Below are 15575 nucleotides of genomic sequence, written 5' to 3'. Positions count from 1 at the left end.
TTTTCTTATCCACTTGGAATATTAATAAAAATTGTACTTTTGCACCAAATTTTAGAAACCTTAAAATTTAAGAAAAATAAAGTTATGGTGATTTCAAAAAAACCACTCCATTTTATCGTTGCAATGTTAGTAGCTTTTATGCCACTAACTACCTTTGCAAACCCAACGAATGACTCTACAAAAGTTGAGGCTCACGCTGTTGAAGCCGCTCACGAAAAAACTGAAGCGCATGCAGAAGCAACTCACGAAGGTGAAGCTCACGCAGAACCTACAGACATTAAATCTAAGATTAAAGAGTTCATTAATCATCACTTGTTAGATTCGCACAGTTTCTACTTTAATGGTGATGAAGAAACGGGAAAACATTATGGTTTTTCATTGCCTGTAATTTTGTGGGATAATGGATTGCAAGTTTTTTCTTCTTCTAAATTTCATAACGGAGAAGAAGTAGCAGAAAGCAATGGTAATTTTTATGTACTTCACCACGAGAAAATATACAAAACCGATGCTTCTGGAAAATTAACTGAAGAACACGGTCATCCAACTAACGTTAGACCTTTAGATCTTTCAATTACTAAAAGTGTGTTAGGAATATTGTTAGTTGCTGTACTTATGTTTTTACTATTTACAGGCTTGGCTAAATCATATGCTAAAAATGGTGGTATATCAAAAGGTATTGGTAGATTCTTCGAGCCATTAGTATTATATGTTCGTGATGAAATCGCAATTCCAAACATCGGAGAAAAAAACTATAAGAAATATATGAGTTATTTATTAACGATATTTTTCTTTATCTTCTTCTTAAATATATTAGGTTTAGCTCCATTTGGATTTAATGTAACCGGAAATATAACAATCACATTATCATTAGCTTTATTGACGTATTTAATTACAACCTTTACAGCTAATAAAAATTATTGGTCACACATGTTGTGGATGCCAGGTGTACCAGTTATTTTAAGACCAGTACTAGCTGTTATTGAATTATTAGGAACTATCATCAAGCCTTTTTCATTAATGATCCGTTTGTATGCTAACATGATGGCAGGTCACGTTGTATTAATGAGTATTATTGGTTTAATGTTTATTTTTAAGAGTTGGATAGGAAGTTCATTATCGTTTGTATTGGCTTTTAGTCTTTCAATCTTAGAGATATTGGTAGCTTTTTTACAAGCTTATATTTTTACAATGCTTTCTTCTTTATATTTTGGTGCAGGAAACGAAGAGCACCACCACGAAGAAGCACATCATTAAAATTAGAAGGAGAATAATAGGTTTTAAATTACAGTTAAAATCTAGTATTTAAAATCTGATATAAAACAGAATGTTTAATTTTTAATATATATATTATGCAAATTCCAGAAATTATTGGAGCAGGATTAATTGTAATCGGAGCAGGTTTAGGTATTGGTAAAATTGGTGGTTCAGCTATGGAAGCTATCGCTCGTCAACCAGAAGCTTCAGGAAAAATCCAAACAGCTATGATTATTGCAGCTGCTCTTATTGAAGGTATTGGTTTCGCTGCTTTGTTCGCGAAATAAAAACAAACAAAACAATAGTTATAACGGTTGGTTGTAACTATTGTTTATTTTAGTATTAAAAAATTAATTTTAAGATAGTATGGAAAAGTTAATAAATGATTTTTCATTTGGATTATTTATTTGGCAAATAGTAATATTTGTTGGATTAATTTTATTGTTAAAAAAGTTCGCTTGGAAACCAATTCTTGACGCAGTTAACGAAAGAGAAGAAGGAATCAAAAATGCATTACTTTCTGCTGAAAATGCAAAAAAAGAAATGCAAAATCTTAAATCGGATAACGAGAAATTGTTAGCTGATGCAAGAGCTGAGCGCGATGCAATGATCAAAGAAGCACGCGAAATCAAAGAAAAAATGATTAACGATGCTAAGTCAGAAGCACAAGCTACTGGTGAGAAAATGATTGAGCAAGCTAAAGCAGCAATTACAAGCGAGAAAAATGCAGCTATGGCAGAATTGAAAAATCAAGTTTCTTCTTTGTCATTAGAAATTGCAGAAAAAGTATTAAGAGACGAATTATCTAACAAAGAATCTCAAACTAAATTAGTTGAGAAAATGTTAGGTGACGCTAAATTAAACTAATCATTATGTCTAGAGCAGCGATTAGATATGCCAAAGCAATTTTAGATATTGCACAAACTTCAGGAAAATCTGAAGCAGTTAATAACGATATGAAATCTATCGTTACTGCTGTTGCAGAAAGTGCTGAGTTAAAAGATTTTTTATCAAATCCAGTAATTAAAATGGAAGTTAAAAAATCGGCTTTGTCTGAAATATTTTCAAGTGTTCAAACCGAGACTCAAAGTTTGTTCAACTTGTTATATGAAAACAAAAGATATGAAATTCTAGAGGCGATTGCGGTGCAGTACACTAAGTTATATGATGTAAGTAATGGAGTTGAAGTTGCTAAAGTAACAACAGCGTTCCCAATTACTCCTGAATTAGAAACTAAAGTATTGGCTAAAATTGCAGAATTTTCAACAAAGAAAATTACGATTGAAAATATAGTAGATCCTTCGATTATTGGTGGATTTATTTTAAGAGTTGGCGACCAGCAGTATAATGCTTCTGTAGCTAGTAAATTAAGTGAATTAAAAAGAGAGTTTAGTAATTAGAATTCCATTAAAGATATATCAAAATGGCGGAAATTAAACCAGCTGAAATTTCAGCAATATTAAAAAAACAATTATCTGGTTTTGAATCAGGTGCATCGTTAGAAGAAGTAGGAACTGTACTTCAAGTGGGTGATGGTATCGCTCGTGTTTACGGTTTATCAAATGCTCAATATGGTGAGTTAGTACAATTCGAAAACGGATTGGAAGCTATCGTATTGAACTTAGAAGAAGACAACGTAGGTGTTGTACTTTTAGGACCATCTACAGGAATTAGAGAAGGTTCTACAGTAAAACGTACACAACGTATCGCTTCTTTAAAAGTTGGTGAGCAAATCGTTGGTCGTGTGGTAGATACATTAGGTAACCCTATCGATGGTAAAGGTCCAATCGGTGGTGAACTTTATGAAATGCCATTAGAAAGAAAAGCTCCTGGAGTTATCTTTCGTCAGCCAGTAACAGAACCATTACAAACAGGTATCAAGTCAATCGATGCGATGATTCCAGTTGGTAGAGGACAACGTGAGTTGGTTATTGGTGACCGTCAAACAGGTAAAACAACTGTTTGTATCGATACTATCTTAAATCAAAAAGAATTTTATGATGCTGGTCAACCAGTATTCTGTATCTATGTTGCAATTGGACAAAAAGCTTCAACTGTTGCATTAATTGCAAAAACATTAGAAGAAAAAGGAGCAATGGCTTATACAGTTATCGTTGCTGCAAATGCTTCTGATCCAGCTCCAATGCAAGTATATGCTCCAATGGCTGGTGCTGCAATTGGTGAATATTTCCGTGATTCAGGTCGTCCTGCTTTGATTATCTATGATGATTTATCAAAACAAGCGGTTGCTTACCGTGAGGTGTCTCTTTTATTAAGAAGACCACCAGGTCGTGAGGCTTATCCTGGAGACGTATTTTACTTACACTCTCGTTTATTAGAAAGAGCTTGTAAAGTAATTGCTGATGATGATATCGCAAAAAATATGAACGATTTACCAGAAAATTTAAAAGGTATCGTAAAAGGTGGTGGTTCGTTAACTGCTTTACCAATTATTGAAACTCAAGCTGGTGACGTATCTGCATATATCCCAACTAACGTAATTTCGATTACAGACGGACAGATTTTCCTTGATGGAGATTTGTTTAACTCTGGAGTTCGTCCTGCAATTAACGTAGGTATTTCGGTATCTCGTGTTGGAGGTAACGCACAAATTAAATCAATGAAAAAAGTTGCAGGTACATTAAAATTAGACCAAGCACAATTCCGCGAATTGGAAGCTTTCGCTAAATTTGGTTCTGATTTGGATGCTGTAACTTTAAACGTAATTGAAAAAGGTAGAAGAAACGTTGAAATCTTAAAACAAGCAGTAAACGATCCTTATACAGTTGAAGACCAAGTAGCAATTATCTATGCTGGATCTAAAAACTTGTTAAGAAATGTTCCTGTAGATAAAGTTAAAGAATTCGAAAACGATTATATCGAATACTTAAACAACAAACACAGAGATACATTAAATGCTCTAAAAGCTGGTAAGTTAGATGATAACATTACTGACGTTTTAGAAAAAGCAGCTAAAGAAATTTCAGCAAAATATAATTAATATAAGTAAAAAGTGAATAGTGATTAGTGAAGAGCTAATTACTATTTACTAATTACTAATTACTAGAAAAAAATGGCAAACTTAAAGGAAATCCGTAATAGAATCACTTCCGTTTCATCAACAATGCAGATTACTTCTGCGATGAAAATGGTTTCTGCTGCAAAGTTGAAAAAAGCACAAGATGCAATTACAGCTATGCGACCTTATGCCGAAAAATTAACCGAATTATTGCAAAATTTGTCATCAACTCTTGATGGTGAAGTTGGCGGAAGTTATACAAAACAACGTGAAATCAATAAGGTTTTAATTGTTGCAATTACTTCAAACAGAGGTTTGTGCGGTGCATTTAATACAAATGTTATCAAACAAGCCAAAGTTGTTGCTGAATCATACAACGGTAAACAAGTAGACATCTTTGCAATTGGTAAAAAAGGTAATGATATCTTAGTTAAAACAAATAAGGTTATCGAAAATCATAGTGATATTTACGATAATTTGACATTTGATAATGTAGCTACTATTGCTAATACCTTAACAGATAAATTCATTTCTGGAGAGTATGATAAAATTGAGGTGGTTTACAATCAATTTAAAAATGCCGCTACACAAATCGTTCAAACCGAGCAATTTTTACCATTAGCAGCTGTTAAATCTGATAAGCCAGCTTCAACAGGTGATTATATTTTTGAACCTTCTAAAGAAGAAATTGTTGAAACATTAATTCCAAAAATGTTGAAAACACAATTATATAAATCAATCAGAGATTCATTTGCTTCTGAACACGGTGCTCGTATGACTGCAATGCACAAAGCAACAGATAATGCAACCGATTTAAGAAATCAATTGAAATTAACTTACAATAAAGCACGTCAAGCTGCAATTACTAACGAAATCCTTGAGATTGTTGGTGGAGCAGAAGCATTGAAAGGATAATTTTAATTCAAATAAATTTTAAGAAGAGTCAACAGTAGTTGGCTCTTTTTTTGTTATTTTTATATCAGATTACAATTAAGAAATGAAATTAAAAGTTTTAACAACCGTCCAAGAAATGCTTTCGCAAATAGAAACCATAAAATTTCTATATCCAAACATGACTATCGAAAGATATGAAGGTTTTCTATCAGATATGATTCCAAAAAACTACAAACAAGTTGCTGTTTTTGATGGTGAAACCTGCATCGGTTTAACCGGATTTTGGTTTGGAACCAAATTATGGACTGGAAAATACCTAGAAATTGATAATTTTGTAGTACATCCTGATTATCGAAAAAAAGGTATCGGAAGGTTATTAACTGATTTTATTGACGAAAGAGCCAAAGAATTAAAGTGTACCTGCATCGTTCTTGACGCTTTCACTGGAAATTTTGTCGCACATAAATTCTATTACAACCAAGGTTATGTGCCAAGAGGTTTTCATTTTATAAAAACTATTGACGAAAATGGGTTTTCATAATTCAATAAAACCTTATTTTTACATCTTTAAAATACATCCCTTTGAGTTTATATAAAAATCTTTTCAAGCAAACATTAATCTATGGTTTGGCAACCGTTTTGCCAAGAATGATAAGCTTTTTGCTCAATCCATTGTATGTTGATAAACTACCAAAACAAGAATTTGCCGATGTTTCAATAGTTTTTGCATGGTTAGTTTTCTTCAATGTAATCTTGTCTTACGGGATGGAAACTGCTTTTTTTAGATTTTACAACAAAGAAGAAGATAAAAAAAGTGTTATTTCTACAGCAACTGTTTCTATTTTTTGGTCGTCGATTTCATTCTTATTTCTTGCTCTAATTTTTAGAAATACTTTATCTCATTGGGCAGAAATAAAAGTAGAATACATTACTTATACTATCTGGATTTTGGTTCTTGATGCTCTTGTGATTATTCCTTTTTCAAGATTAAGAGCGACAAAAAGACCAATGCAATATGCTGTTATCAAAATTGGTAATGTTGTGGTAAATATGCTTTTCAATCTGTTTTTTTTAATTCTTTTACCCAAATTAGCTGATGCAAATCCGGAAGGTTTTTTTAATACTATTTATTTTGGAAATTTTAAAGTGGGCTACATTTTTGTTAGTGGTTTGATAGCAAGTTTGTTGACTTTTATTGTTCTTTCTCCAGATTATTTCAAGATCAATTGGAAGTTCGATTTCAATCTATGGAAGCAAATGATGCAATATGGTTATCCAATTTTGATTGCAGGTTTAGCTTTTGCTATCAACGAACATTTTGATAAAATTCTGCTAGATTGGATGAATGTTCCAAAAGCCGATATCGGTGCTTATGCCGCTTGTTACAAGATAGGAATGTTTATGGTTTTGTTTAGAACAGGATACACTCTTGGAATTGAACCTTTCTTTTTTAGTCACGCTAGCGATGCAAATGCGCCTCAAACCTATGCAACAATTACAAAGTATTTTGTTATTTTCGGTTCATTTATATGTCTTTTCGTTATTGTTTTTATTGATTTATTAAAGCAGCCATTAGTTCCAAACGAGGAATATTGGGATGCAATAAAAGTGGTGCCGTTAATAGTTTTAGCGAATTTCTTTCTTGGAATTTATACTAATTTATCGGTTTGGTATAAGTTAATTGATAAAACCAAAATCGGTGCTTACATATCGATAATTGGTGCTTTGGTAACTTTGGCGTTGAATTATTTATTAATCAAAGAATTCAGTTATTATGGTTCTGCAATTGCAACATTAGCAGCTTATGGAACGATGATGATAATATCCTATAAAATGGGTCAAAAAAAATACCCAATTCCCTATGAAATCAATACAATTCTGAAATATTTAGGTTTATCTATTGCCTTTTCAGCTATAGCTTTTTATATTCCTTATTTGAGAGAAAATTATCCTGTGAAAATCGTTTTACTTTCGCTATTTTTATATTTCATTTATCATAACGAAAAAGAAACACTTTTAAAAATCATCAAAAGAAAAGCATAAATCATGACGATTAAAATTATCAATAAATCACAACACGAACTTCCTAATTACGAAACTATAGCTTCTGCAGGAATGGATTTGCGTGCCAATATATCAGAACCAATAACTTTAAAATCACTAGAAAGAACTATCGTAAAAACAGGTCTTTTTATAGAATTACCAATAGGTTACGAAGCCCAAGTAAGACCACGAAGTGGATTAGCTGCTAAAAAAGGAATCACCGTTTTAAATTCTCCCGGAACAGTCGATGCCGATTATCGTGGAGAAATAGGAGTAATTTTAGTAAATTTATCCAATGAAGATTTTGTAATCGAAAATGGAGAAAGAATTGCCCAATTAATAATTGCCAAACACGAACGAGCAGAATGGATTGAAGTTCAAGAATTATCTGAAACTTCTCGTGGTGAAGGCGGTTTTGGGAGTACTGGAGTGAAGTAAGAAAAAACTTCAAAATTCCAATTTCAAAATGTTGAATATTCAATGATGAATAACGAATGTTGAAGTTTTAGAATAAAATATAAACCTTAAATAAATTATACAAGCCATGAAAAAATTTGATTTACACGAAAGACTAATTGATTTTGCAGTAGAAATTATTAATATCACAGACAATTTAAAAGCGACAAAAGCTGGAAATCATTTATCAGGACAAATTGTAAGGTCTGGAACATCTCCATCTTTAAATTATAGTGAAGCACAAAGTGCTGAATCTAGAAATGATTTTATTCACAAAATGTCTGTTGTATTAAAAGAATTAAGAGAAACACATTCTTGTTTAAAGATAATACACAGGGCTAATTTATATTTAAAAAACGAACAAGATTTAATTGTAACAGTAAATGAAAATGATGAATTAATATCGATTTTTGTAAAAAGTATTGAAACATCAAGAAATAAAAATAAGTAATTAAATAGTTCAAAATTCAAAATTCGTTGTTGAATGTTCCAAGTTCAAAATGTTGAATATTCAATGATGAGTAACGAATGTTGAAGTATATAAAACATAACGTATGAAAATAATAGTACCAATGGCAGGTCGTGGTTCAAGATTGCGTCCGCACACATTAACGATTCCGAAACCCTTAATTCCAATTGCTGGAAAACCTATTGTTCATCGTTTGGTTGAAGATATTGCAGCTGTTTTGAATCAACCTATAGAAGAAGTTGCTTTTGTAATTCACGAAAGTTTTGGTAAAAAAGTAGAAGAAGAATTAATTGCAATTGCCGAAAAACTTGGCGCAAAAGGAACTATTTATTACCAAAATGAAGCACTTGGAACAGGTCACGCCATTATGTGTGCCAAAGATTCTTTGAGTGGTCCAGCGGTTATTGCTTATGCTGATACTTTAATCCGTGCCGACTTTGATTTAGACCAAAATGCAGATAGCGTAATTTGGGTGAAACAAGTAGATCAACCAGAAGCTTTTGGCGTTGTAAATTTGAACTCCAATGGTGAAATAATCGAGTTAGTTGAAAAACCTAAAGAGTTTGTTTCTGATTTAGCAGTAATCGGAATATACTATTTTAAAGATGTTGCCGTTTTAAAAAATGAGTTACAATCGGTTTTAGATAATAACATCATTCACGGTGGTGAATACCAAATTAATGATGGAATCAAACAAATGATGGCAAAAGGCATGGTATTTGTTCCTGGTAAAGTTGACGAATGGATGGATTGCGGAAACAAAGACGTTACGGTTGATACTAATAACAGAATGTTGAATTTCCTTCACAACGACGGAATTCATTTAGTAGATTATGATGTAAAGCAAGAAAATTCAACCATCATTCCGCCTTGCTATATTGGTGAAGATGTTGTGTTGATAAATGCTACAGTTGGTCCGAATGTGTCTTTAGGAAAGGGTTGTCACGTAGTTGATAGTACCATAAAAAACAGTTTGATTCAAACGCATGCTCATATTAAAAATGCTACTCTTGATAATGCGATGATCGGAAATCACGCAAGTTTTGATGGTAATTTTAAAAGCATCAGCATCGGAGATTATTCGGTTTTAGAATAATCCAAAAGGTTTTGAAAACATTACAGCTTTAAATAAAATAAAATTAAAGTTGGTGCAATTTTTCTAAACATTGAATACTTGCAATTCGCGTAAAATAATAAGATGAAAAAAAAAGTTTTATATAGTTTCCTTTTCGGAATGTTTTTCATTCCAACTGTTCTTTTGGCACAAACTGAGCCGGAAGATATTGCTGCAGTTTCTGATGAATTCGAGAATTTTTACTATGAATCTTTGAAACAAAAAGGTATCGAAAACTATGATAAAGCCATTGAAGCATTAGAAAAGTGCAAAAACATTCAACCAGAAAATCCAATAGTATCTTTTGAATTGGGTAAAAATTATTTGGCTCAAAAAAAATATAAAGATGCCTATGATAATTTTGAGAAAGTAACAAAAATTGACCCCAAAAACCGTTGGGCGTGGGTTGGTATGTACGACGTATGTTATGAAACAAGAGATTATAATCAAGCTATTGTAATTGTAGAAAAATTGGTTGAATTCAAATCGGATTATAAGGAAGATTTAGTGTCATTGTACATGAACACACAACAATTTGACAAAGCATTAGATTTAATTAATGAGTTGAATGAAACGGTCGGAAAATCTGAAAAAAGAGAATTATACAAAGCCGATATTCTTCGCGATAGCAAATATCAAGGTGCTGAAAAAGCCAATCTAATTGATAAGATTAAGAAAAATCCAAAAGAAGAAGCCAATTATATTGCGCTAATTTATATGTATTCTCAAAGCAATCAAGAAGAAAAAGCTTTAGAAATTGCTAAACAATTAGAAAAGGAAATTCCATCATCAGATTGGGCACAAGTGAGTTTGTTTAAATTTCATATTAATAATAACGATGGTGCTAAAGCCGTAAAATCAATGAATATCGTTTTGGCAAGCGATAAAGTTGATAAAAAAATCAAACATCGAATTCTGAACGAATTTTTGATTTTCTCAAAAAACAATCCGCAATATGATCAAGATTTAGACAAAGCAATTAGTTATTTTGACAATGATAAAGAAGTAAGAGTTGCCAAAGAAATTGCTAAGTTTTATCAAAACAAAAAAGATTGGAATAAAGCTATCAAGTATTATGAAATGCATCTAAAAAATGCGACCGATGATATGGAAACCATTTTACTTCTACTGCAAGCCTACACTGAAAGTTTGCAATTTGATAAATTGAGTAAAGTATCCGATGATCAATTGCAATTATTCCCAACGCAACCAGAATTGTATTATTACAACGGATTGGCTAATAATCAATTAAAAAACTATAAAAAAGCAAAAGACGTTTTAGAATCGGGAATGGATTTTATTATCGACAATCAGGTTTTGGAAATCAATTTCAATCTTCAATTAGGCGAAGCGTTCAATGGTTTAGGTGATATGAAAAAGAAAGATTTATACTTTTCAAAAGCCAATCAATTACTTGAAAAACAAAAAAGAAAATAGTTAATACGCCGTTAAGTCGGCATCATTTATGAAAAAATATTTCACCTTAGTAGTGTCGGTACTTTTATTCGCATCGTGCAAACCAAAAGCAGTTTTAGTCGAAGGAAATGCAAGCACGACAATTGCTGCCGATAAAGTAATTGAAAGTCACTACAATAATAAAGTAGATTTTTCAACGCTTTACATCAGAGCAAGTGCACGATATGAAGACGATAAAAACACTCAAAATGTTTCGGCCGATATTCGAATTAAAAAAGATGAAAAAATATTAATAAGTATTAGAGTTTTGGGTTTAACAATGGCTAAAGCATTGATTACGCCAACATCGGTTCAGTATTTTGAAAAGATAGGAAACAAGTATTTTGAAGGAAATTATGAAGGATTGAGTCAATGGCTTGGTACCGATTTAGATTATAACAAAGTGCAAAATATGTTTCTTGGTAAAGCATTGGATGACTTGCGCAAAGAAAAATACGCAGTATCAATTATGGAAAAATTATACAAGTTGGAATCTAAGTCTAATGAAAAAAACATCAAATCTTTTTTGTTTGAAAGCGATAATTTTTTGATTAAAAGACAAGAAATCAATCAACCGCTTCAAGATAGAACCTTGCAAATTGTTTATCCAGATTATAAAAAATACAACGAAATGATTTTACCTTTATCTTTGACGATTAATGCGCGACAACAAAAAGGCAAAACCAACATCGAAATAGAATATAAAAACGTTACATTCAATGAAGACCTATCGTTTCCTTACAGTGTTCCTGAAGGATATGAGCGAATTTACATTGATAAGATATAAAAACCATGCAAAAAAAGATTGTTACATTATTATTGATTTTTTTAACGACATTCGCTTGGAGCCAACAAAGTCAAGAAGAGCTTGAACAAAGGAAAGCCAAAATTCAAGATGAAATTCGTGAAAAAGAGCGTATGCTTCAAGAAGTAAGAGGAAAAGAAAAATCGGTGGTAAAATTACTTCAAATTCAAAAAGAGAAAATCGGATTGAAAGAAAAACTAATCAACACAACAGCTAAACAAACAAAGTTGTTGAGTAATGATATGTACATTAATCAGGTTCAAATTAATAAATTGAAAAAAGATTTGGTGGTTCTTAAAGACGATTATGCTACAATGATTTTGAAATCTTACAAAAGTCGTTCGCAGCAAAGTCGTGCTATGTTCATGTTGTCTTCAGAGAATTTCTTGCAAGCGTACAAAAGATTGCAATACATGAAACAATATTCTAGTTACAGAAAAATGCAAGGTTTAGAAATCAAAGACAAAACAGATAAACTTGCCGATTATAACTTGAAATTAAGCGGTCAAAAAACAGAAAAAGAAAAGCTTCTTGCCGAACAAGAAAAACAACGTGAAGATCTTGAAAAAGAAAAACAAGAACAAGAAAAAATTGCCAATAGCTTAAAGAAAAACAAAAAGCAAATCACGGCCGAGATTAAGAAAAAGCAACAAGAATATAGAAAAATTGATGCTCAAATTCAAAAGCTAATCCGCGATGCCATTGCTGAAGCCAATAGAAAAGCTGCTGCTGCCAAAGCTAAAGCCAATCCAAAAACAACAACTGCTGCCGAAACCAAGAAGATTGAAACTTCAACCAAAATTGTTTTAACACCAGAAGGACAATTAGTTTCAAATAATTTTAAAGCTAATAAAGGAAGATTACCTTGGCCAGTAGAAAAAGGTACTATTACTTTAGGTTATGGTGATCAACCGCATCCGGTTTATAAATCGTTAATCATTCACAATAGTGGTCTTGAAATTTCTACAGAAGCTGGTGCCAATGCAAGAGCCGTTTTTAGTGGAGAAGTAACTAAAGTTATTGTGATTTCGCCTCTTAACAAAGCGGTTTGTGTGCAACACGGAGATTACTTTACAATCTATCAAAATCTAGGAAGTGTGAATGTAAGCGCCGGTGATAAAGTATCGACCAAACAAGTGTTAGGAAAAGTGCGAACCAATGCCGAAGGTAAAACAGTGCTAAAGTTTATGATTTCTCAAAATACAACGTACACCAATCCATCGCAATGGATAAGTAGATAAAAATAAAAAGTCCGCAATTAGCGGACTTTTTATTTTTACATAAACAATGCTTTCAATTCAGTAGCATCGTGCGGATTCATTTTTCCTGCTAAAACTAAACTTAATTGCTTTCTTCTTAAAGCTGCGTCAAATCTAGAATGTTCTTCTTCTGTTTGTGGTTCTAATGGCGGTACGGCAACTGGGTTTCCTGTTTCATCAACCGCTACAAATGTATAGATGGCTTCATTAGCTTTGGTTTTATTACCCGATTCTCTATCTTCAATCCAAACGTCTAGAAAGATTTCCATTGAAGAGGTGAAAGCTCTTGAAACTTTGGCTTCAATAGTAACCACACTTCCCAAAGGAATTGATCGGTTGAAAGCTACGTGATTTACCGATGCTGTTACTACAATTCGTCTAGAGTGTCTTCGGGCTGCAATACTTGCTGCTCTGTCCATTCGCGCAAGCAATTCACCACCAAAAAGATTATTTAAAGGATTGGTTTCACTCGGCAACACTAAGTCGGTTAATGTTGTTAAAGAATCTATAGGATGTTTAGGAGTCATAGTTTTTTTATTTCTATCGGTTCGACCTTATGGCCTTAAGTGCAAAGGTAGTAATTATAGTATTTTAATTTAGGTACAAAAAACAAAAAATCCCGAAATAATCGGGACTTTTCTATAATTCTTGAATTAATAACCAAGCTTCTGGATTATGAGATTTCTTGATTTTTTGCATTTCATTTTGAGCTTCCGCATAAGATGAAAAACTCTTGTATATAACTGGATATAATCCGTGTTTGTTTTGAGGAATTCGCTTTGCAGGATAACCTAATTTCACTAAAACATCATACATTTTCTCTGCATTATTCTCCATTTGAAAAGCACCAGCAACTACGTGATAAGGCATTTTTCCTTCCGAAACGGTCAAGGTTACAGCAGGCAACGGATTGCTTATGATAAAGGTAGCTTCCTGAATTTTTTGGTCTACTTGCTTTTGCACTTTAGTTTGAATTGCTAAAGTTTCTAGTTGCACTTGATTTTGATAATATTGGTTTCCATAAAAACCACTTGCACCAAGTAATCCAGCACCAAGAACAAAAACTGCCGCATATTTCAAGAAATTACCCGAACCTCTTTTTTCTGGAGTAAAAGCAATTGGAGCTTTTTCTTCAAGAACTTCAATCTCTTCTTTATAAACCTCTCGTTTTACAGCCGGAGAAACATAAGTTGTTAATCCGAAAGAAGAAGTTAAATAATTCACTTGATCGTAGGGAACAAAAACTAAATTTCGCTCTGCATTTAAAGTAAGTTCACCAATATTTTTTATTGTAATTGCACCAAAATCATTTAATTTAGATTTCCATACAGCCACTTGATTTTCAATTATAGTAACAGCAACTTCATAAGACATTTTCTCTGCTTGAGCAATATGATTGGCTAGCAAACCATCATTATTTTTTACATAAGCATTAAAAGAAATCAATTTTTTTGGAGGATAAAACGAATGTGATTCTTCATGCAATTGCGCCGATTGGATTTCGGTTAAAAAAGCACCAAATCCGGGTACAGTTACACATTGGTAACGATATAATAATTGTGATATGTATTGATCCATCTTCATAATGACAAATTTAAATATTTAATATGGAATGCAAAATTTTATCAACAAACTTTGTTAACAATTTTAATAATTACTACTTTTGAAATCTGATAAATATAAGCCATACCGATTTAATACAATGAACGACACAGAATTACTACATTTATTAGCCTTGCTAAAAGTTGATGGAATAGGCGATGTTTTAGCCAAAAAACTCCTCAATCACTTCACAACCGCCGAAGCCATTTTCAAATCCAAAGCGGTTCAGCTTGCAGCAATCGATGGAATTGGTAAGGTTGTAATCAAAAATTTGAAGGACAAATCGATTTTTGAAGAAGCCAAAGCCGAACTTCAATTCATAAAAGAAAACAACCTCAAGGTATATTTTTTTAAAGACGAAAATTATCCCAATCGATTAAAGCATTGCATTGATGGACCAATTTTATTGTTTGCTTCAGGCAATATTGATTTTACAAACCGAAAAATAATTAGTATCGTTGGAACTCGTGAAGTTACTTCTTACGGGACAGAATTTTGCAAAAAACTAATTGAAGATTTAGCACCTTTAAACCCAATCATTATTAGTGGCTTTGCTTATGGTGTAGATATTGTAGCTCACAAAGCTGCAATGGAATGTAACTTGCAAACCATTGGCGTAATTGCTCACGGATTGAATCAAGTTTATCCAAAAGTCCACAAAAAATATGTTGCTAAAATGGAAGAAAATGGTGGTTTTCTTACTGAATTTTGGAGCACTTCAAATCCTGAAAAAGAAAATTTTGTGAAACGAAACCGCATCGTTGCCGGAATGAGTGAAGCTACCATCGTGATAGAAAGTGCCGAAAAAGGAGGTTCGTTAATCACAGCCAATCTAGCTAATGATTATAATAGAGATGTCTTTGCCGTTCCTGGAAGAATTTCAGATAAATTTAGTCAAGGTTGTAATAATTTGATTAAAACGCAACGTGCCCATTTGCTTACGTCTGCTGCCGATATTTTATACATTTTAAATTGGGAATTGAAACCAAAGGAAGAAAAAGCGGTTCAAAAACAATTATTTGTAACACTAGAAAATGACGAGCAAAAACTGTACGATTACCTATTAAAAAACGGAAAGCAACTACTTGATGTAATTGCTCTCGAATGTGATTTACCGGTTTTTAGAGTGTCGTCCATTTTAGTTACAATGGAATTAAAAGGTGTTGTTAGACCTTTGCCTGGAAAGTTGTTTGAAGCTGTTTAAA

Annotated in this window: 17 protein-coding genes; 15 read left to right on the top strand and 2 right to left on the bottom strand. The window is 32.5% G+C overall.

The features are described from left to right. The first annotated feature begins 84 nt into the window (after positions 1–84). The 14 genes from atpB to Q0050_RS11385 all read left to right on the top strand — a co-directional run bounded on the left by atpB (position 85) and on the right by Q0050_RS11385 (position 12750). Positions 85–1254, top strand: a complete 1170-nt coding sequence (gene atpB / locus Q0050_RS11450) for a F0F1 ATP synthase subunit A (protein ID WP_298395753.1) — start codon at positions 85–87, stop codon at positions 1252–1254. A 95-nt stretch (positions 1255–1349) separates the two neighbouring features. Next, positions 1350–1541: an ATP synthase F0 subunit C gene (atpE, locus tag Q0050_RS11445; protein ID WP_298395741.1), complete on the top strand. Its 192-nt coding sequence runs from the start codon at positions 1350–1352 to the stop codon at positions 1539–1541. Between the two features lie 79 nt (positions 1542–1620). Further along, positions 1621–2121: a F0F1 ATP synthase subunit B gene (locus Q0050_RS11440; RefSeq protein WP_298395739.1), complete on the top strand. Its 501-nt coding sequence runs from the start codon at positions 1621–1623 to the stop codon at positions 2119–2121. Beyond that, the gene (atpH, locus tag Q0050_RS11435) at positions 2121–2654 is read left to right on the top strand and encodes an ATP synthase F1 subunit delta (protein WP_298395751.1); all 534 of its coding nucleotides are present in this window, start codon (positions 2121–2123) and stop codon (positions 2652–2654) included. Before Q0050_RS11440 ends, atpH begins: the two co-directional genes overlap by 1 nt. Positions 2655–2677: 23 nt before the next feature. Beyond that, complete coding sequence (gene atpA / locus Q0050_RS11430; protein WP_298395738.1) at positions 2678–4255, top strand: F0F1 ATP synthase subunit alpha; 1578 nt, start codon at positions 2678–2680, stop codon at positions 4253–4255. A gap of 72 nt (positions 4256–4327) precedes the next feature. Next, the gene (gene atpG / locus Q0050_RS11425) at positions 4328–5188 is read left to right on the top strand and encodes an ATP synthase F1 subunit gamma (RefSeq protein ID WP_298395736.1); all 861 of its coding nucleotides are present in this window, start codon (positions 4328–4330) and stop codon (positions 5186–5188) included. An 82-nt stretch (positions 5189–5270) separates the two neighbouring features. Further along, complete coding sequence (locus tag Q0050_RS11420) at positions 5271–5708, top strand: N-acetyltransferase (protein ID WP_298395735.1); 438 nt, start codon at positions 5271–5273, stop codon at positions 5706–5708. A 41-nt stretch (positions 5709–5749) separates the two neighbouring features. Beyond that, positions 5750–7210 carry an oligosaccharide flippase family protein gene (locus Q0050_RS11415; RefSeq protein ID WP_298395733.1) on the top strand — a complete coding sequence of 487 codons (1461 nt, stop codon included), beginning with the start codon at positions 5750–5752 and terminating at the stop codon, positions 7208–7210. Between the two features lie 3 nt (positions 7211–7213). Continuing rightward, positions 7214–7648 (top strand): dUTP diphosphatase, encoded by a 435-nt coding sequence (gene dut, locus Q0050_RS11410; protein ID WP_298395731.1) that lies wholly within the window; start codon positions 7214–7216, stop codon positions 7646–7648. Positions 7649–7754: 106 nt separating this feature from the next. Continuing rightward, positions 7755–8117 carry a four helix bundle protein gene (locus tag Q0050_RS11405; RefSeq protein ID WP_298395729.1) on the top strand — a complete coding sequence of 121 codons (363 nt, stop codon included), beginning with the start codon at positions 7755–7757 and terminating at the stop codon, positions 8115–8117. 103 nt (positions 8118–8220) lie between these two features. Continuing rightward, positions 8221–9231, top strand: coding sequence for a sugar phosphate nucleotidyltransferase (locus Q0050_RS11400; RefSeq protein WP_298395728.1), 1011 nt, complete (start codon positions 8221–8223; stop codon positions 9229–9231). Between the two features lie 102 nt (positions 9232–9333). Continuing rightward, positions 9334–10686: a tetratricopeptide repeat protein gene (locus Q0050_RS11395; protein ID WP_298395727.1), complete on the top strand. Its 1353-nt coding sequence runs from the start codon at positions 9334–9336 to the stop codon at positions 10684–10686. Positions 10687–10714: 28 nt separating this feature from the next. Further along, positions 10715–11491 carry a DUF4292 domain-containing protein gene (locus tag Q0050_RS11390; RefSeq protein WP_298395725.1) on the top strand — a complete coding sequence of 259 codons (777 nt, stop codon included), beginning with the start codon at positions 10715–10717 and terminating at the stop codon, positions 11489–11491. A gap of 5 nt (positions 11492–11496) precedes the next feature. Then, positions 11497–12750, top strand: a complete 1254-nt coding sequence (locus Q0050_RS11385) for a peptidoglycan DD-metalloendopeptidase family protein (protein WP_298395723.1) — start codon at positions 11497–11499, stop codon at positions 12748–12750. A gap of 35 nt (positions 12751–12785) precedes the next feature. Here the strand turns inward: Q0050_RS11385 and Q0050_RS11380 are convergent, their stop codons facing one another. Next, positions 12786–13295, bottom strand: coding sequence for an acyl-CoA thioesterase (locus Q0050_RS11380; protein ID WP_298395720.1), 510 nt, complete (start codon positions 13293–13295; stop codon positions 12786–12788). A gap of 112 nt (positions 13296–13407) precedes the next feature. Next, on the bottom strand, positions 13408–14352 hold the full coding sequence (locus Q0050_RS11375; protein WP_298395718.1) for an SPOR domain-containing protein: 945 nt from the start codon (positions 14350–14352) through the stop codon (positions 13408–13410). A 118-nt stretch (positions 14353–14470) separates the two neighbouring features. On the opposite strand from Q0050_RS11375, the gene dprA reads away from it, so the two are divergent. After that, positions 14471–15574, top strand: coding sequence for a DNA-processing protein DprA (gene dprA, locus Q0050_RS11370; RefSeq protein WP_298395717.1), 1104 nt, complete (start codon positions 14471–14473; stop codon positions 15572–15574). The last annotated feature ends 1 nt before the right edge of the window (position 15575 follow it).

Origin of the sequence: Flavobacterium sp. (assembly GCF_027483985.1) — a bacterium.
Lineage (GTDB): Bacteria > Bacteroidota > Bacteroidia > Flavobacteriales > Flavobacteriaceae > Flavobacterium.
The sequence above is the reverse complement of the archived record's forward strand: the minus strand, read 5'-3'. Positions and strand labels throughout refer to the sequence as shown.

What these genes read in the sequence shown, in the direction of transcription:
- dprA (WP_298395717.1), top strand. Translation starts at nt 14,471, where the DNA reads ATGAACGACACAGAATTACTACATTTATTAGCCTTGCTAAAAGTTGAT.
- atpG (WP_298395736.1), top strand. Translation starts at nt 4,328, where the DNA reads ATGGCAAACTTAAAGGAAATCCGTAATAGAATCACTTCCGTTTCATCA.
- Q0050_RS11400 (WP_298395728.1), top strand. Translation starts at nt 8,221, where the DNA reads ATGAAAATAATAGTACCAATGGCAGGTCGTGGTTCAAGATTGCGTCCG.
- Q0050_RS11390 (WP_298395725.1), top strand. Translation starts at nt 10,715, where the DNA reads ATGAAAAAATATTTCACCTTAGTAGTGTCGGTACTTTTATTCGCATCG.
- Q0050_RS11440 (WP_298395739.1), top strand. Translation starts at nt 1,621, where the DNA reads ATGGAAAAGTTAATAAATGATTTTTCATTTGGATTATTTATTTGGCAA.
- Q0050_RS11395 (WP_298395727.1), top strand. Translation starts at nt 9,334, where the DNA reads ATGAAAAAAAAAGTTTTATATAGTTTCCTTTTCGGAATGTTTTTCATT.
- Q0050_RS11405 (WP_298395729.1), top strand. Translation starts at nt 7,755, where the DNA reads ATGAAAAAATTTGATTTACACGAAAGACTAATTGATTTTGCAGTAGAA.
- atpA (WP_298395738.1), top strand. Translation starts at nt 2,678, where the DNA reads ATGGCGGAAATTAAACCAGCTGAAATTTCAGCAATATTAAAAAAACAA.
- atpE (WP_298395741.1), top strand. Translation starts at nt 1,350, where the DNA reads ATGCAAATTCCAGAAATTATTGGAGCAGGATTAATTGTAATCGGAGCA.
- Q0050_RS11385 (WP_298395723.1), top strand. Translation starts at nt 11,497, where the DNA reads ATGCAAAAAAAGATTGTTACATTATTATTGATTTTTTTAACGACATTC.
- atpB (WP_298395753.1), top strand. Translation starts at nt 85, where the DNA reads ATGGTGATTTCAAAAAAACCACTCCATTTTATCGTTGCAATGTTAGTA.
- Q0050_RS11420 (WP_298395735.1), top strand. Translation starts at nt 5,271, where the DNA reads ATGAAATTAAAAGTTTTAACAACCGTCCAAGAAATGCTTTCGCAAATA.
- Q0050_RS11375 (WP_298395718.1), bottom strand. Translation starts at nt 14,352, where the DNA reads ATGAAGATGGATCAATACATATCACAATTATTATATCGTTACCAATGT.
- dut (WP_298395731.1), top strand. Translation starts at nt 7,214, where the DNA reads ATGACGATTAAAATTATCAATAAATCACAACACGAACTTCCTAATTAC.
- Q0050_RS11380 (WP_298395720.1), bottom strand. Translation starts at nt 13,295, where the DNA reads ATGACTCCTAAACATCCTATAGATTCTTTAACAACATTAACCGACTTA.